Origin of the sequence: Nocardioides sp. LHG3406-4 (assembly GCF_049897745.1) — a bacterium.
Classification (GTDB): domain Bacteria; phylum Actinomycetota; class Actinomycetes; order Propionibacteriales; family Nocardioidaceae; genus Nocardioides.
In genome coordinates this window covers 189,289-206,109 of the sequence record NZ_JAFCWV010000001.1, presented here as the reverse complement: position 1 = coordinate 206,109, position 16,821 = coordinate 189,289, and the positions used below count along the sequence as shown (strand labels likewise).

Genomic DNA, 16,821 nt, shown 5'->3' with positions numbered 1-16,821 from the left:
GCGTAGGTAGTGGCGGACATCAGGTCTGCCCCGACGAAGGGGAGCACATGCCTCAGTACCTCATCTACTTCAACCAGCAGTGGGTCGGCGACCACGACGAGGCGTGGTTCGAGGGCCGCGTCGAGCCGTCCACTGCCGTAGTCCGAGACATGCAGGACCAAGGCGTCCTGCTCTACGCCGGCGGACTGGTCGAGGAGCTCGAGGAGGCGGCGAGCGCGGACGCCACCAGTGGCGAGCTGGTCATCACCGACGGGCCCTTCGCGGAGACCAAGGAGTGGCTCGGTGGGCTGACCATCGTCGACGTGCCCGACGACGAGTCCGCTCGCATGTGGGCGGGGAGGGTGGCGGAAGGGTGCGGCTGGCCGCAGGAGGTACGCCGCTTCAAGGCCGGATCGTTGCAGGCGCTCGTGCTCGGCGGGTGAGGCACTGGCCGGGGCCGAGCGGCATCCTCATGTGACGCACTGACGTCGGCCTGAGGGCGCGTCGCTGCCTGGGGTTGGCCTCTGGGCTTGGGCAACCGGCCCGACCTGGACGCACGAAGCAGTTGGCTGACGGACGCCCAGGGCGAGCAGCTGGTGGGCAGCGACGCGCTCAATCTCGAGTGGCACCGCATGGATGTGAGCGTCCACCTGTGAGGACAGGTCTTTGCCCCAAGGGGACCTCCGCCGCGTCGGTCGGGGGCGGGCCACTGCGCGCCGCCCGTGCAGCCGACCGTCGACCTCGGCGGAAGCACGAGATCGCGGGAGCCCCGCTCTCCTGTGTGAGGCCGCCCTGTGAGGCCGCCCTGTGAGGCCGCCCTGTGAGGCCGCCCTGTGAGGCCGCCCTGTGAGGCCGCAGAGGGTGGACGCTCTGCCGCCGCGGGCCCCGCGTTCCACGACGCCGCCGCAGGTCGACCCGGTCAGGGGCGACGCCTAGGCTGACGGATCATGCGACCGGTCCAGACTTTCCTGGAGAGGCTGCTCGACGAGGCCGGCGCCGAAGAGCTCGACGGCGCGGTGCTGGCCTGCGCGCGGGCGGTGGAGACTCTTCCGGAGGAGGAACGGGAGTCCGCGCGGGCCGAGCTCGACACCCTGCGTGAGCTGCGGGTGATGGTGGAGCGGCACCGGCGACGCGCCCGCGAGCTCCAGGCGCTCTTCGAGACCGCCGGCGACCTGTCGTCGGTGCGCGACGTGGAGGGCGTGCTGCAGGCCATCGTGCGCCGCGGGCGGCAGCTGCTGCAGACCGACGTCGCCTACCTGATGCTCGTCGATCCCGAGCGCGGCGACACGTTCATGCGCGTCACCGAGGGCACGATCAGCCCGCACTTCCCGGAGATCCGGCTGCCCCTGGGGGTGGGTCTCGGCGGTCGCGTCGCGCAGGGGCTGGCACCGCACTGGACCCGGAACTATCTGCTCGACGAGCGCTTCCTGCACGTGATCGACGGGATCGTCGACGAGGAGCAGCTGGTGGCCATCCTCGGCGTGCCGCTGCGTGTGGGCCACCGGCTGCTCGGTGTCCTCTTCGCCGCCGAGCGCGGGGAGCGAGACTTCGCCCAGGGCGAGGTCTCGCTGCTGTCGTCGCTGGCAGATCACGCCGCCATCGCCATCGAGAACGCCTCCCTGTTCCAGGAGACCCAGGAGGCCCTCGGCGCGCTCTCGCGCGCCCACGGCGTGATCGAGGCGAACAACCTCCGCCTGGAGAAGGCCGTCGAGCTCCACGAGCGGCTGATGGCGCTGGTGGTCCGGGGTGGCCTGTTGCAGGACCTCGCCGACGCCGTCGTCAGCGTCATCGGCGGCGGGCTGCTCGTCATCGACGACCAGGCGCGCGAGCTGGCGCGGGCGTCCGCCGGCGGCGAGGACCCGGCGCCGATCTTCGACGAGGCCCTGCGACTCGTGGAGTCCGGCAACGCTCCGTACCCCTCCACCAGCCTCGAGCTGGCCGGGCGCACCGGGGTGCTGCTCCCGGTGGTGGCAGGTTCCGAGCGGTTCGGGTGGATCGTGTTCGCGGGCGGGGAGGCGCTCGACGACGACCTGCGCGCGCTCGAGCGCACGGCCAGCGTGATGTCGCTCCTGCTGCTCAACCGGCGCGCGATCGACGAGGCCGACAACCGGGTGCGGGGAGAGATCCTCGCCGAGCTGCTGATCTCCTCCCCGCACGATCTCGAGGCCATCCGGCGGCGAGCGGGCCTGCTGGCGGTCGACCTCGACCAGCCGATGGTGGTGGTCGCGGCCGTGCCCGCGAGCGGCTCGGTGTCGCACCGCCTGCAGGCCGAGGCGGGCAGCGCCGTACGGTCCTGGGGCGGCCTGGTCACCTCCTACGCCGACCGGGTGGTCATGCTGCTGCCGGGTGAGCGCTCCGACGAGTGGGCGGCGACGGTGGCCGCACGCCTGCGGCCGCTGCAGGTCACGGTCGGCACCTCGGGCATGCTGACCGACCTGCGGGAGGTGGCCCACCACGCTGACCGGGCCCGGCGGGTGGCCAACCTGCTGGTGGCGCTGGGCCGGGCGGGCGAGGGTGCCTCCACCGACGACCTGGGCATCTACGGGCTGCTGCTCAGCGAGGCCGGTGAGCAGCACGCCCGCGCGTTCATCGACACCCAGCTCGGCGCCGTGCGCCGCTACGACGCGAAGCGCGGCACCTCGCTGCTGCACACGCTCGAGGTCTACTTCGCGTCCGAGTCCAACGTCGCGACCGCGGCCGAGCGGCTGTTCGTGCACGTCAACACGCTGTACCAGAGGCTGCTCCGGCTGGACCGGATCCTCGGCGACGACTGGCGCACCGGCGACCGCACGCTGGAGCTGCGCCTCGCGCTGCGCATGGAGCGTCTGCGCGCCGCGCCCGAGGCTCATGTGGAGATCCCTCCACCCGAACCTCAGGATGCTGGGAGTTCTCACGTGTCGTGGGCCACCCCTGACTCCTAGCGTGAGCGCCTGTGAGCGCCAGAGACCAGGTCGACGACTTCGCCCCCCCGTGGGCCGGCTTCGCCGACTTCTTCCTCGACCGGACCGGCGCGGCGGACCGGGTCTTCCTCGTCGAGCTCGACCACCTCGCCGGCACCCGCCGGGAGTGGACGGCGGGGGAGTGGCGAGACAGCGTGCTGGCCACGGCCGGCTGGCTGTCGTCGTGCGGCGTCCGTGAGGGCGAGACCGTCGCCACCCTGGCCGGCAACACGGCCGGGGCGCTCCGCGTCGCCTACGCCGCCTGGGTGATGGGGGCCTGCTGCGTGCCGCTGAACCCCGGTGACGACGTGCAGCGGCAGTCGTTCATCATCAAGGACTCCCAGGCCCGGCTGCTCGTGCACTCGGCGGCCGCTCTCGACCACGCAGGCGCCCTGGCCGAGGCCACGGCCGTGCCGCTGCGGAGCACCGACGACCTGCCCCAGCCCGAGACCGAGCCCGGCCCCGTGCACGTCGCCGCCCCGGCGGGGGCCGGGCTCGACGTGCCGGCCCTGCGGGTCTACACCAGCGGCACGACCGGGCAGCCGAAGGGCGTCGTGCTCACGGCACGCAACCTGCTGACCGACTGCGACGCTCTCCACCGTCGCCTTGGCTGGTCCGACGACACCCGGGTGCTCACGGTGCTGCCGGTGCACCACGTGAACGGGCTCGTGATCAGCAGCCTGCTGCCGTGGTACGCCGGCCTCACGACGGTGCTGTGCGACCGGTTCCGCAGCGAGCGGTTCTGGGAGGACGTCGAGGCCGAGGGGGCCACGGTGTCCAGCATGGTGCCTTCGCTGCTGGAGTTCCTGCTGAGCGCGGGTGGCACGGCACCGGAAGACTTCGCCGAGGTCCTCTGCGGTGCTGGTCCGCTGCTGGTCGACACGGTCATGGAGTTCGAGGAGCGGTTCGGCGTGCCCGTCCGCCACCTCTACGGCCTGTCGGAGACGACCGCGGTGGTTACCCTGACCGACCGGATGGACGATGACGCGCGGCGCCACTGGCACCGGGCGTACGGCGCTCCCTCGATCGGCCCGGCTCTCGCGCACGTCGAGGTGGAGGTGCACGACCTCGACGGCTCGCCGGTCGGTGAGGGCGAGCGCGGGGAGCTGGTGATGCGGGGCGCCGTCGTCATGGAGGGCTACGCCGGGCTGCCCGACGCGACCGCCGAGGCATTCCGCGGGGGCTGGTTCCGCAGCGGCGACGAGGGCTTCTGGATCCGCGACGGCGAGCAGCCGCCGTACTTCTTCATCACCGGGCGAATCAAGGAGCTGATCATCCGCGGCGGCACCAACATCTCCCCGCTCGAGATCGACGCGGTGCTGCGCAGTCACCCGGCCGTCGACTTCGCCCTCGCCGTCCCCTTCGAGAACCGCTACTACGGCGAGGAGGTGGCCGCCTACGTAGTGGCCAGCGCGCCGGTCAGCGACGAGGAGATCCTCGCGCACTGTGCGCGCTACCTCGACCACGCGCGCACGCCCAAGGTCGTGATCCAGGGCGACGACGTGCCCTTCACCGTCACGGGCAAGGCCAAGCGGCTCGAGCTCAAGCAACGCCTGGCGCCACAGCTGGCGGCGTACCGCGAGCAGCAGTTCCGTCGCTCCCGGTCCGGCGTGCAGGCACACCACGTACCTCCCCTCGGAGTCCGGGACCGAGACAAGCACGACGACGGTGAGGCCGACAGCCGGTCGATCACCACGGAGACCGAAGAGACAACCGAGAGGACCCAGCCATGAGGACATCGACACCGGCCGGCCGTAGAGGCCTGCTTCGCGGGACCGGATCAGCACTGGCCGTGGCAGCACTGCTGTTCACCGCCGCGTGCGGAGGAGGCGGCTCCGCCGCCGACGACGGGGACGGCCCGATCAAGGTCGGCAGCATCCTGGACGAGACGGGACCGCTGAACATCTACGGCACCGCGATGTCCGACGCCACCAAGCTCGCGATCGACGACATCAACGACAACGGCGGCGTGCTCGGCCGCGACCTCGACCTCGTGTCGTACGACGCCCAGTCCGACAACGCCAAGTACACGCAGTTCGCGAACGAGGCTGCCCAGAAGGAGCACGTCTCCGTGCTGATGGGCGGCGTCACCAGCGCTGCCCGCGAGGCGATCCGGCCCGTGGTCGACCGCACCAAGACGCTGTACTTCTACAACGAGCAGTACGAGGGCGGCGTCTGCGACCAGAACACCTTCAACGCCGGTGTGGTGCCCTCCCAGCAGCTGGCGGCGCTGATCCCCTACGCGGTCAAGAACTTCGGCAAGAAGGTCTACGTGGTGGCGGCCGACTACAACTACGGCCAGATCTCCGCCTCCTGGGTGAAGAAGTACGCCGAGGAGGCCGGGGCGACGGTGGTCGGCACCGAGTTCGTGCCGCTGGAGAGCTCGGAGTTCGGGTCGATCATCAACGGCATCCAGTCGGCCAAGCCCGACGTGGTGATCTCGCTGCTGGTCGGCGGCAACCACATCGCCTTCTACCGCCAGTTCGCCTCGTCGGGGCTCAACGACACCATCAAGATCGCCTCGCCCACCTTCGGGCTGGGCAACGAGCAGGTCGTGCTGGCCGGCGAGGCCGAGGGGATCACGGTGGCCTTCCCCTACTTCCAGGAGATCGAGTCCGAGGCGAACACCACGTTCGTCGACGCCTGGCACGCGGAGTACGGCGACGACTACCCCTACATCACCGACTCGGCCGTGGCCGTGTGGAACGGCTGGCACCTGTGGGCAGCCGCGGTGGAGAAGGCGGGCACGCTCGACCGTGACAAGGTGATCGACGCCCTGGAGTCGGGCATCTCCTACGACGGCCCCGGTGGCACCGTGACCATGGACGGCCCCTCGCACCACGTCGTCCAGAACATCAGCATCGGCGAGGCCACCAGCGAGCACTCGTTCAAGGTGCTGTCGACCGAGGAGGCCGTGCCGCCGTCGTTCGAACAGAGCGTGTGCGACCTGGTGAGCGAGCCCGACACCAACGAGCAGTTCACCCCCTGACCACCGCCTGACTGCTGGAGAACGAGGAGCTCGTCGATGCACGCAGACCAACTCACCAACATGGCGGTGTCGTTGCTGACGACCGTGTCGGTGCTGGTCATCATCTCGATCGGCCTGGCGGTCGTCTTCGGGATGATGGGCATCATCAACCTGGCCCACGGCGAGTTCCTCATGCTCGGCGCCTTCTTCACCCTGACCGGCTACCGGGCGGGTCTGGACATCTGGCTGGCGATGGTGGCGGCCGCGCTCGGCGTGGGCGTGGTGGGGCTGGTGGTCGAGCGGCTGCTCATCCAGTTCCTCTACGGCCGGCTGGCCGCCACCATGCTCGCCACCTGGGGCCTCAGCCTGATCCTGGTGCAGGCAGTGGTCCTGATCTACGGCCCGGCGACCCAGGGGCTGCCGACCCCGCTCGGCAGCACCCGGGTCGGCGACTACTCCATCTCGCAGTACAACCTCGTCCTGATCGCGGTGGCGGTGCTCATGCTGGCGCTGGTGTACCTCGTGTTCACGCGCACGCGCTACGGCACCAAGGCGCGCGCGGTGACGCAGCTGCCGGCCATGGCGGCGGCCGTCGGCATCAACGCCAAGGTCACCAACATGCTGACCTTCGCGTTCGGTGCCATGCTCGCCGGCGCGGCGGGCGCGCTGCTCGCGCCGGTGGCGGGCGTCGTACCGGGCATGGGCCAGGCCTACGTCGGCCGGGCCTTCATGACCGTGGTGGTCGGCGGGCCGGGCGTGCTCACGGGCACCGCGGCGTCGGCCGGCCTGCTGGGCACCGTGGACTCCGTCGTCTCGAACACGATGACGGCGTTCCTGGGCACGGCCGCCCTGCTGCTGGTCGCGATCGTGCTCCTGCGGGTGCTGCCCACGGGCATCTCGGGCCGCACCGGACGGCAGCTGTGAGCGGCGCGACGCCGGTGACCGGTGACGTGGAGAGCGACACCGGCAGCAGGGGTCGCCCCGGCGTGCTGCGTCGCCTGCCGTCCGAGCTGGGCTGGCTGGTCGCGCTGGTGGCCGGAGTGCTGGTGGTCGCGGCCGTGGTGCCGGACTACCGCGCCTACGAGTGGACGCTCTGGGCGGTCTACGGGCTGCTCGCGCTCAGCTTCACCTTCGTGTGGGGTCACGGCGGCATCTTCAGCTTCGGCCAGGCGGCGTTCTTCGGCATCGGCGCCTACGCCTTCGGCGCGGCCGCCATCAACATCTCGCCCAGCACAGGGGAGACGGTGAGCGCGCTGGTCGTGGCGGCGGCGGTGGCCGCCCTGGTCGCGGCGGTGCTCGGCTACTTCATCTTCTACGGCAACGTCGGCGACGTGTACGTCGCCATCATCACCCTGGCGGTGACCCTGGTGCTGCTCACCGTCATGTCGGGCACCGCCGACCCGAAGTACCACGTCGGCGACGCGCTGCTCGGCGGCTACAACGGCATGACCGGCATCCCGCCGATGATGCTCGGCGACCCGATCGGGCTGGGCAGCAAGCAGATGTTCGTCTTCACCTCCATCCTCGCCGTGGCGGTCGCGCTCGGCATCCGGGTGCTGCTCCGCCGCCCGTTCGGACGGGTGCTCGCCGGCACCCGCGAGAACGAGCTCCGCACGCAGCTGCTCGGCTACGACGTACGCCGCTACAAGCTGGTCGCCTTCACGATCGGCGGCGCGATCGCCGGCCTCGCGGGCGGCCTCTACGCGGCGTGGGGCCTGTTCGTGAACCCGTCGGTGTTCACGCTCTCGCAGGCCGCGCTGGTGGCCATCTGGGTGCTCGTCGGCGGCCGCAGCTCGCTGCTGGGCGCGTTCGTGGGCGTGATCCTGGTGCAGGGGCTCTCGACCACGCTGGGTGGTGCCGGCGGCTCGTGGACGCCGATCGTGCTAGGTGGAGTGATGATCGCGGTGGTCCTCCTGCTGCCCGGCGGCGTCGTCCCCGCGCTCGTCCGGTTGCTCACGCAGCTGGTGCACCGGATCCGGCTGGCCGGCCCAACGCCTGCGCCCGCCCCGCGCGCCGGCTCCCGCGAGGACCACCTACAGGCCCTGATGTCAGCGCGGCCGGACGGTGTCGCCAAGAGCATCACCGGGACCGCGCTGGCCAAGCGGTTCGGCGGGGTGCACGCGCTGCGGGACGTGTCGCTGGAGGTGCCGGCAGGCTCGGTGGGCGCTCTGATCGGGCCGAACGGCGCCGGCAAGAGCACCTGCTTCAACCTGCTCGCGGGCCGCTACGCGCCGACGGCGGGGCGGGTGCTGCTCGGTGACGAGGACGTCACCCGGCTGCGCCCCGACGCCCGGGCCCGGCGCGGGCTGGGCATCAAGCTCCAGGTGGCGAGCTACTACGGCCAGCTGACGGTCCGGGAGAACCTGTGGCTCGCGGCGTACGCGATGACCCGCGACGTCCGGGAGGCCGAGGAGCAGACCGATCGGGCGCTCGCCTGGCTGGGCATGGAGGGCAAGGCGGGACTGGACGCCTCCGAGCTCTCCCACGGCGAGCACCAGTGGCTCGAGATCGGCATGGTGGTGTCCGGGGCGCCCGCGGTGATGCTGCTCGACGAGCCCACGGCAGGCATGTCGCGGCAGGAGACCAGCCGCACGGTCGACCTGATCCGGGCCGTAGGCGAGCACACCACGGTCGTGGTGGTCGAGCACGACATGGAGTTCCTGCGTCAGCTCGACGCCCCTGTCACCATGTTCCACCAAGGCATGCTGTTCGCGAGTGGCAGCATCGAGGAGCTGCGCCGCGACGAGCGCGTGCTCGACACCTACCTGGGAAGAGGGCCGCGGAGCGATGCTGCACGTTGAGGGCCTCACGGCCGGGTACGGCGCAGGCGCCGTGCTCAACGACCTCAGCCTCACGGTCGAGGACGGCGACCGGGTCGCCATCCTCGGGCGCAACGGCGTCGGCAAGACCACGCTGCTGCGCGCGCTGGTGGGCGAGGTGAAGGCCCAGCGAGGGCAGATCCGGCTCGACGGCGTCGACGTGACCCGGGAGCCGGCGCACCGGCGCGCTCGCCGCGGCATCGCCTACGTGCCGCAGGGCCGCGACATCTTCCCCGGACTCAGCGTGCTCGACAACCTGCGCGTCGCGGTCTACGGCACGGGCGCCAAGGACGTCGCCGAGCTGGTCGAGGGAGTCATGGACGAGTTCCCGGTGCTCCGCGAGAAGGCCAAGCTGCCGGGCGCCGGACTGAGCGGCGGACAGCAGCAGATCCTGGCGCTCGCGAGGGCGCTGGTGATGCGCCCGCGCCTGCTGCTGCTCGACGAGCCCTCAGAGGGCATCCAGCCATCGATCGTCGACCAGATCGCCGAGCACGTCCGGCGGGTGAACGAGGAGCGCGGCATCACCGTCGTGATCGTCGAGCAGAACCTCGAGTTCGCCGGCCGGGTGGCCGAGCGCGCCGTACTGGTCGACAAGGGCCAGGTGGTGCGCGAGCTCGCCACCGACACCCTGCTCACCGACCGCGACCTGCAGCACGAGTACCTGGGCGTCTGACCGCCCTCCGCCGAGACCCACAGGAGACCTCCATGACCGACGCCATCTCGCACGACCAGGTGCGCGCCCTCGCCGACGCGGCCGACCTCCCGCTGGGCGACGACCGGCTGGCTCCGATGGCGGAGCTGCTGTCGGCCTGGCTGCCGGCCGCGAACGAGCTCTCGCGCAAGATGTCGCAGCCCGAGCACGACCGCCTGATGCCGATCACGGTCTTCACCCAGCCGCACACCGACGGGCAGGAGTGACCCGATGAGCACCCATGACGACCTTGCCGAGCTCACCCTCGCGACGGCGTCGGAGGCCGTCGCCTCCGGCGAGCTCTCGCCCGTGGAGCTGGTCGAGGCGTGCCTGCGCCGGATCGAGAGGATCGACCCGCTGCACGCCTACATCTCCGTGTACGCCGACGAGTCGCTCCAGGTCGCGCGGGCCGCGGAGACGATGATCGCCGCGGGGCACCGGCTCGGCCCACTGCACGGCATCCCGATCGCGCTGAAGGACAACATCGCCGTGGCCGGCCGTGTGACGACCGCAGGGAGCAAGATCCTCGCTGACTGGGAGCCGGACGCCGACGCCATGGTGACCAGCCGGCTCAAGGGTGCGGGCGCCGTCATCCTCGGCAAGACCAACATGCACGAGTTCGCGTGGGGCGGCACCTCCGCCAACCCGCACTTCGGCGCGGTGCGCAACCCGTGGAACCCCGAGCGCTTCCCGGCCGGCTCGAGCGGCGGCTCCGGCGTCGCGGTGGCGGCCCGCACCTGCTACGGCGCGCTCGGCACCGACACCGGTGGGTCGGTGCGGCTCCCGTCCGCGATCAACGGGATCGCCGGGCTGCGGCCCACGATCGGCCGGGTGAGCAACGCCGGCGTCATCCCCCTGGCCTGGAGCATGGACACCGTCGGGCCGATGGCCCGCACGGTGGCCGACTGCGCGATCATGTTCAACGTCATCGCCGGGCACGATCCGCAGGACGCCGGCTCGGCGCGGGCGCCGGTCGAGGACTACACCGCCGACCTGCACCGCGGGGTCGAGGGACTGCGGATCGGCGTGATCCCCGACTACTTCTTCGCCCACCTGCAGAAGCCCGTGCACGACGCCGTCCGCGAGGCCCTGAAGGTCCTCGAGGAGGCCGGCGCGCAGGTTGTGGAGGTGGAGGCCAAGCACATCCACGGCAACATCTCGGCGCAGCTCACCATCGAGGCGGCCGAGCCGAGCGCCTACCACCAGCGATGGCTGCGGGAGCGGCCCGAGGACTACGGCGACGACGTCCGCCTGCTGCTCGAGGTGGGCGAGACGCTGCTCGCCACGCACTACATCCAGGCCCAGCGCTACCGGGCCCTGCTGCGAGCCGAGTTCCTCGACGCCTTCAAGTCCGTCGACGTGTTCCTATGCCCCACGCTGCCGTTCACCGCGACGGCCATCGGGGAGGTCCTCGTCGAGATCGACGAGGGCGCACCCGAGGACATGCTGTCGGCGATCATGCAGTTCACGGGAGTGCCCTCGCTCACCGGCCTGCCCTCGCTCAACGTGCCCTGCGGCTTCGACGACGACGGCCTCCCGATCGGCATGCAGGTGATCGGCGGCCCCTTCCAGGAGGCCACCCTGTTCCGCGTCGGCGCCGCCTACCAGGCGCGCACCGACTTCCACGACCGCAGTCCCGACCTCGACCGCCTCTGACGCCGGTGGCGCTAGCGTGGCCGGCATGATCACCGCGATCCACACCATGGTCTACTCCGACGACCCGACGGCGACCCGGGCCTTCTTCAAGGACGTCCTGCGGTGGCCCTTCGTGTCCGAAGGAGCCCAGGGCGACGGAGCGGTCGGGGGCGCCGGCACCGGCGGCGACGATCCGGCGGAGTGGCTCATCTTCGGGACCGGGCGCAGCGAGCTGGGTGTCCACCCGACCTCCGGTGACGGGGACGGCGGGGAGTGGAGTGCCCCGAAGCACCACTGGATCGCCGTCATGTGCGACGACGTCGACGCCACGGTGGCCGAGCTCGCCGGGCGCGGCGCGGAGTTCGCGGGCGCGGCCCAGGACATGGGGTTCGGCCGAGGTGTCGTCATGCACGTCCCGGGAGCCGACGACATGCTCCTCTACCGCCCGCATCACGCCACGGCGTACGACCTCGACTAACGAGGCGGGGTCGAGGCTCGTCGGCCGGGACCGCCACAATGACGCGCATGTCGACGTCGCACGAGAGTCCGGTCCGCGAGGCGCTCCGCGCTGCCCTGACGGCGGCGATGAAGAGCAGGGACAGGGCCGCCGTGTCCGTCTACCGCTCGGCCCTGGCCGCGATCGACAACGCAGGGGCGCAGCCGGTGACCGACATGCCGGCCGCCGGGGCCGTCGAAGGCGCACGCTTGGGGGTGGGGGCCGCCGACGCGGCCCGCCGGGAGCTGACGGAGGTGCAGGTGCGCGACATCGTGGTGGCTGAGGTCGCTGAGCGCCGGGCCGCGTCCGAGGAGTACGCCGCTGCGCACACCGAGCGGGCAGCTGCGCTGCGGCAGGAGGCCGAGATCCTCCAGGCGGTGCTGGACGAGGCCTGACCCGGCTCAGGCCGGGCGGCCCCCGGCGAGCTGGTCGGAGACCACGCCCACCGCGCCTGGCCGCTCTGTCGGGCTGACGTGTCCCGGGACGTCGAGGGTGTGCGCGCCGCGGCCGGCCTTGGTCGCCAGGTAGCCGGCGTTGGCGGGCGACACGTGTACGGCGGTCGGCACGCGGGCGGCCACGGTCAGCCCGGCAGCGACGAGCTGCGCGGCCTTGTCGGGGTTGTTGCTCAGCAGCTGGAGGCGGTGCACGCCGAGGGCGTCGAGCATCTGGGCGGCGGCGGTGTAGTCACGCTCGTCGGCGCCGTGGCCCAGCGCGAGGTTGGCCTCGTAGGTATCGAGGCCGAGGTCCTGCAGGGCGTAGGCGTCGAGCTTGTCGTACAGGCCGATGCCGCGCCCCTCCTGGCGCAGGTAGAGCAGGAACCCGCCGGTCTCGGTGATGCGCTCGACCGCTTCGCGCAGCTGGGGGCCGCAGTCGCAGCGCTGGCTGCCGAGGACGTCGCCGGTCAGGCACTCGCTGTGCAGGCGGACCAGCGGGGTGCCGTCAGGGCCGGGATCGGCCCCGAGCCCGAGTGCGATGTGCTCCCGGCCGTCCACCAGGCCGTCGAAGGTGAAGACGCGAGCAACCGTGGCGAACCCGTCGCCCAGGCGCATCGGCACCGTGATCCGGGTGCGGATGCCCGCCTCGGGGACGTGGGGGAGCATCAGCCCTCGAACCTGGTCGAGAGGGCGTAGCGGAGGAGCACGACGTCGCCCAGGGTGCGGGTCTCCACCAGCTTCGCGCGGTGGTCGGGACCCCAGGGGAACAGCCCGTCGCCGACGAAGCGCCGGGCGCGCGAGTCGCCCACGAAGAACGGAGCCACCACGAGCTGCAGCTCGTCAGCGAGGCCCTCGGTGAGGAACTGGGTGTGCACGGTCCCGCCGCCCTCGACCATCAGCCGCCGTACGCCGCGGGCGTGCAGGTCCTCACTCACCCGGCGCATCCGCACCGTGCGGCCACCGTCGACGACGGTGGCCACCGCCCCGAGCCGGTCCCGGGCACGGCTGACCGAGTCGGCCGGGCAGTAGACGAGCTTCGGGCCCTCGCCGGTGGCGAAGAAGTCCCCGGCCGGGTCCAGCCGGGCCTCCCTGCTCAACGTCACCTTCAGCGGGGAGCTCGGCCGGCCGGCCGCCACCCGCTCCTGCCGGCGTTCGGGGGCGCGGACCAGCAGCCGCGGGTTGTCCTTCCGGACCGTCGACGCCCCGACCAGGATCGCGTCGCATCCGGCTCGGACCCCGTCTACGCGGTCGAAGTCGGCGGCGTTCGAGAGGAGCAGGCGCTCGTCGGTCGCGCTGTCGAGATAGCCGTCGAGCGACATCCCGCAGCTCAGCAGGATGTACGGGCGCTCAGCCATGGGCCGCGTCCTCGAGTCGGGGAGCGGGCGCGCCGTCGCCGCGGGGCACGGGCAGCACCGCGCCGGGGAGGGTCGCGACGAGCGCCATCACGCCGTACACGACCGAGACCGTCACGCCCTGCGCGGCGCCCAGGCCGACGGCGCCGAACACCCACGCGGCGGCGCCTTCACGCATGCCCCAGCCCGCGATGCTGACCGGCACCGCGGACACGAGGAGCACGACGAGGGCCAGCGGGGCGACCTGGGAGAGCGGTACGGTGACGCCGGCGGTGCGGGCGGCCACCACGAACACGACCGCATGGCCGGCCGCGGCGACCGCGGAGCCCAGGACCAGGCGCGGCCACAGCGGCGCCAGGCGGCGTACGTCGTCGGCGAGGACCAGCCGCGGGCGGCGCGGCAGGACGACCCACGCGACGACGAGCACGACCAGCCCGACGACGGCGACGAGCACGACGGGTGTGCGCAGGGCGGGGGCCAGGAAGGCGACCGCGCCCAGCGCGAGGACGGCCTGGACCGCCTGACCGGCGGCGCGGTCCCAGACAACGGACCGCAGCCCGCGGCCCAGCGCGCCCGTCTCACGGCCGTGGCGCACCCCCCGGTGCACGTCGCCGAGCACTCCGGCGGGCAGGGTGGCGTTGAGGAGCTGCGAGCGATAGTACGCCGCGAAAGCCGTCCGGACCGGCACGCCCACGTCGAGACGTCCTGCGATCAGGCTCCATCGCCAGGCGCAGCAGAGCGTGGTCGCGGCAGTGACGACGAGCGCTGCCAGCAGCGCTGCCGGCGTCGTCAGCCGCAGCCCGTCCAGGAATGGGCCGGTGCCCTGGCGCCACACGAGCGCGACGAGGATCGCGGCGCCGCCGAGGAGGCGGGTCCACATCCAGAACGTCCTGCTGATGGCCACTCCTCTCGTCACGGTGTGGATGCCTGAGATACGTGCGGGGCTGCCGGGTGGTTCAAGTGCAGGGTGGTTCAAGTGCAGGGTGGTTCAAGTCCAGGGTGGTTATGTGCAGGGTGGTTCAACAAGAGACGCGTACGTCGGCCAGGACGTCCGCCACCTGCCCGGCCGTCCGTGCCCAGGACCCCAGTGTTGCTCGGCGCCCGGCCGCGGATCTGCGGAGCCGCTGCCGCAGGACGGCGTCGCCGAGCCATCGCTCGAGCAGCGCTGCCAGGGCGTGCGGTTCGTCCGCGGGGAACAGCAGGCCAGGACGGGAGCTGTCGGCGGCCAGGCCGACGGCCTCGGTCAGCCCGCCGACGGTGCTGGCCGCGACGGGGATGCCGCGGGCGAGGGCCTCGGTCACCGCCATGCCGTAGGACTCTCGCCGCGAGGCCGACACCAGCAGGTCGGTCGTCGCGAACGCCTCGTCGAGCAGCGATCCGGTGAGCGGTCCGGTGAAGACCACCCGCTCCGCGATCCCGGCGTCTCGAGCCCGCTCGCGGAGCCCGTCGACGAACGCCGGGTCGAGGTCCACGGCGCCCACGCACCGGCAGCGCCAGTCCAGGTGGCTGATCCGGGCCAGCGCGTCGATCAGCGTGTCGTGCCCCTTGGGCGGTACGACGGCCGCGAGGCAGAGCAGTTCCGCACCGGACCGGGACCCGGCTGTGCGCGCGGCCACGTCGGCGCCCGGCTCCGCGACGTGCACGCGTCGCTCGGGGACGCCGTGCCACTCGACCACCTGGCGTCGTGCCCAGCGGCTCGTCGTCACCACTGCGGCAGCCGCGGAGAGGACCGCACGTTCGGGGGCGTCGCGGATCGGCATGTGGAGCAGGACGACCACCCGCAGCCGCTCCACCTCGGGCAGCACGGCGTCCGGGGCGGCCGAGGCGATCAGCCCGTCGAGCAGCACCACCTCGTGGTCGGGGACGGCGGCCAGGATGCCTGACAGAGCGGCCAGGGCGACAGGGGCCGGCGTCGGCCAGTCACCGGCCACCGGATGCTCGTGGACGGCCCACCCGAGGGCGACCAGCTCCTTGCAGACGCGGCGGTCGTAGACGTTGCCACCGCTGGGATGCTCGGGGTCGTCGACCCCCTGAGGGACGACGACGTGGACTCTCACAGCCCCCGCTCGTAGCTCGCCCACGCGACGTGGGACTCGTGCAGGGTCACCGTGATCGCGCTCAGGCGCTGCGCGCTGGCACCGAGTTCGCCGGCGTGCACGCGCTCGGCGAGCCGGTCGGCCACCGCGCGGGCCAGGGCCTCCGTCGACGTGTTCGTGCCGGCGAACGCCGCCTCGTCGTCGAGGTTGCGGTAGTTCAGGTCGGCGAGCACGGCGTGCAGCTGCTCGGTCGCCAGCCCGATGTCGACCACGACCCCGTCGGCGTCGAGCTCGGGCGCGGCGAAGGTCGCGTCGACGACGTACGTCGCGCCGTGCAGCCGCTGCGCCGGCCCGAACACCTCGCCCCGGAAGCTGTGGGCGATCATCATGTGGTCGCGGACGTTGACACGGAACACGGTCATTCCCCTTCGTCGTAGGTGATGCTGTGGCACAGCGCGGGCAGGGTGCCGTCGGACAGGCGAGCCATCACCTCGGGCAGCTCGTGGAACGGCGAGGCACCGGTCAGCAGGGCGTCGAAGGCCGGGTCCTCCAGCAGGTCCAGGGCCAGGGCCAGCCGGTCGGCGTGGGAGCGGCGGGCTCGCCGGGCCGGGGCGACCGCCCCCACCTGGCTGGAGCGGATCGCCAGCCGCCCGGAGTGGAAGGCCCCGCCCAGGGAGAGCTCGACGCGGGTGTCGCCGTACCAGCTGAGGTCGACGACCTCACCCTCCGGGGCGAGCAGGTTGAGCGAGCACTGCAGGCCGGCGGCGGTCGCGCTCGCGTGCACCACGAGGTCGCAGCCGTCCGGTGCCTCCTCGGGCGCCGCGAACCCGACGCCGAGCGCGGACGCCACCGTCGCCCGGGACGGGTCGGTGTCGACGAGGGTGACGCGGGTGCCGGGGATGCCCGCCAGCAGCCGGGCCACGCAGCACCCGACCATGCCCGCGCCCACCACCGCCACCCGGTCACCGAGGAGCGGCGCTGCGTCCCACAGGCCGTTCAGCGCGGTCTCGACGGTGCCGGCGAGGACGGCCCGTTCGGCAGGCACGCCGTCGGGCACGACCGTGACGGCTGCGACCGGGACGACGTACGCCGTCTGGTGCGGGTGCAGGCAGAACACGGTGCGGTCGAGCAGCTCCGGAGGACCCGCCTCCACGACGCCGACGCTGAGGTAGCCGTACTTCACGGGGCCTGGGAGGTCGCCCTCCTGGAAGGGCGCTCGCATCGCGGCGTACTGGTCGACGGGCACGCCACCCCGGAACACCAGCGTCTCCGTGCCCCGGCTGATGGCGGACCTGGTCGCGCGCACCCGCACCTCGCCCGCTCCCGGTTCGTCCAGAAGGGCCGGCCTGATCTCGCCACGGCCCGGCTCGGCCACCCAGAACGCGAACTCTGCTGGCACGGCGCCCCCTCTTCCTGACCGGATGAACCGAAACCGGTCCCTCGTCGTATCAAACGTCGTACTACTACACACG

17 protein-coding genes are annotated in these 16,821 nt (G+C 72.2%); 11 read left to right on the top strand and 6 right to left on the bottom strand.

Features of this window, described 5'->3' with window-relative positions; translation table 11 throughout:
* Nucleotides 1-47 precede the first annotated feature (47 nt).
* The 11 genes from ACP7BP_RS00970 (at nucleotide 48) to ACP7BP_RS00920 (ending at nucleotide 11,922) form a co-directional block, all read left to right on the top strand.
* Entirely contained in the window at nucleotides 48-422 is a 375-nt protein-coding gene (locus tag ACP7BP_RS00970; RefSeq protein ID WP_426241629.1) for a YciI family protein, read from the top strand.
* Between the two features lie 504 nt (nucleotides 423-926).
* Entirely contained in the window at nucleotides 927-2,900 is a 1,974-nt protein-coding gene (locus ACP7BP_RS00965) for a helix-turn-helix domain-containing protein (RefSeq protein WP_426241628.1), read from the top strand.
* A gap of 11 nt (nucleotides 2,901-2,911) precedes the next feature.
* Nucleotides 2,912-4,651: a class I adenylate-forming enzyme family protein gene (locus ACP7BP_RS00960; protein WP_426241626.1), complete on the top strand. Its 1,740-nt coding sequence runs from the start codon at nucleotides 2,912-2,914 to the stop codon at nucleotides 4,649-4,651.
* Between the two features lie 59 nt (nucleotides 4,652-4,710).
* Complete coding sequence (locus tag ACP7BP_RS00955) at nucleotides 4,711-5,907, top strand: ABC transporter substrate-binding protein (RefSeq protein WP_426241624.1); 1,197 nt, start codon at nucleotides 4,711-4,713, stop codon at nucleotides 5,905-5,907.
* Nucleotides 5,908-5,943: 36 nt separating this feature from the next.
* Entirely contained in the window at nucleotides 5,944-6,810 is an 867-nt protein-coding gene (locus ACP7BP_RS00950; protein WP_426241622.1) for an ABC transporter permease subunit, read from the top strand.
* Nucleotides 6,807-8,687, top strand: coding sequence for an ABC transporter permease subunit (locus tag ACP7BP_RS00945; protein WP_426241620.1), 1,881 nt, complete (start codon nucleotides 6,807-6,809; stop codon nucleotides 8,685-8,687). The genes ACP7BP_RS00950 and ACP7BP_RS00945 overlap by 4 nt, the downstream gene beginning before the upstream one ends.
* Nucleotides 8,674-9,378 carry an ABC transporter ATP-binding protein gene (locus ACP7BP_RS00940; RefSeq protein ID WP_426241618.1) on the top strand — a complete coding sequence of 235 codons (705 nt, stop codon included), beginning with the start codon at nucleotides 8,674-8,676 and terminating at the stop codon, nucleotides 9,376-9,378. Before ACP7BP_RS00945 ends, ACP7BP_RS00940 begins: the two co-directional genes overlap by 14 nt.
* A gap of 32 nt (nucleotides 9,379-9,410) precedes the next feature.
* On the top strand, nucleotides 9,411-9,623 hold the full coding sequence (locus tag ACP7BP_RS00935) for a hypothetical protein (RefSeq protein ID WP_426241616.1): 213 nt from the start codon (nucleotides 9,411-9,413) through the stop codon (nucleotides 9,621-9,623).
* Between the two features lie 4 nt (nucleotides 9,624-9,627).
* Nucleotides 9,628-11,052, top strand: coding sequence for an amidase (locus ACP7BP_RS00930; protein WP_426241614.1), 1,425 nt, complete (start codon nucleotides 9,628-9,630; stop codon nucleotides 11,050-11,052).
* Between the two features lie 25 nt (nucleotides 11,053-11,077).
* Nucleotides 11,078-11,509 (top strand): VOC family protein, encoded by a 432-nt coding sequence (locus tag ACP7BP_RS00925; RefSeq protein ID WP_426241612.1) that lies wholly within the window; start codon nucleotides 11,078-11,080, stop codon nucleotides 11,507-11,509.
* 47 nt (nucleotides 11,510-11,556) lie between these two features.
* Entirely contained in the window at nucleotides 11,557-11,922 is a 366-nt protein-coding gene (locus ACP7BP_RS00920) for a hypothetical protein (protein ID WP_426241610.1), read from the top strand.
* Nucleotides 11,923-11,928: 6 nt separating this feature from the next.
* On the opposite strand, the gene ACP7BP_RS00915 is transcribed toward ACP7BP_RS00920, so the two are convergent.
* The 6 genes from ACP7BP_RS00915 to ACP7BP_RS00890 all read right to left on the bottom strand — a co-directional run bounded on the left by ACP7BP_RS00915 (nucleotide 11,929) and on the right by ACP7BP_RS00890 (nucleotide 16,748).
* Nucleotides 11,929-12,627 (bottom strand): GTP cyclohydrolase II, encoded by a 699-nt coding sequence (locus ACP7BP_RS00915; RefSeq protein ID WP_426241608.1) that lies wholly within the window; start codon nucleotides 12,625-12,627, stop codon nucleotides 11,929-11,931.
* The gene (locus ACP7BP_RS00910; protein ID WP_426241606.1) at nucleotides 12,627-13,316 is read right to left on the bottom strand and encodes a RibD family protein; all 690 of its coding nucleotides are present in this window, start codon (nucleotides 13,314-13,316) and stop codon (nucleotides 12,627-12,629) included. The genes ACP7BP_RS00915 and ACP7BP_RS00910 overlap by 1 nt, the downstream gene beginning before the upstream one ends.
* On the bottom strand, nucleotides 13,309-14,229 hold the full coding sequence (locus ACP7BP_RS00905; RefSeq protein WP_426241604.1) for a lysylphosphatidylglycerol synthase transmembrane domain-containing protein: 921 nt from the start codon (nucleotides 14,227-14,229) through the stop codon (nucleotides 13,309-13,311). Before ACP7BP_RS00905 ends, ACP7BP_RS00910 begins: the two co-directional genes overlap by 8 nt.
* Before the next feature lie 103 nt (nucleotides 14,230-14,332).
* Nucleotides 14,333-15,370, bottom strand: a complete 1,038-nt coding sequence (locus ACP7BP_RS00900) for a glycosyltransferase family 4 protein (protein ID WP_426241603.1) — start codon at nucleotides 15,368-15,370, stop codon at nucleotides 14,333-14,335.
* Complete coding sequence (locus tag ACP7BP_RS00895; protein ID WP_426241601.1) at nucleotides 15,367-15,771, bottom strand: 6-pyruvoyl trahydropterin synthase family protein; 405 nt, start codon at nucleotides 15,769-15,771, stop codon at nucleotides 15,367-15,369. Before ACP7BP_RS00895 ends, ACP7BP_RS00900 begins: the two co-directional genes overlap by 4 nt.
* Nucleotides 15,768-16,748, bottom strand: a complete 981-nt coding sequence (locus tag ACP7BP_RS00890) for a zinc-dependent alcohol dehydrogenase (protein WP_426241599.1) — start codon at nucleotides 16,746-16,748, stop codon at nucleotides 15,768-15,770. Before ACP7BP_RS00890 ends, ACP7BP_RS00895 begins: the two co-directional genes overlap by 4 nt.
* Nucleotides 16,749-16,821 lie beyond the last annotated feature (73 nt).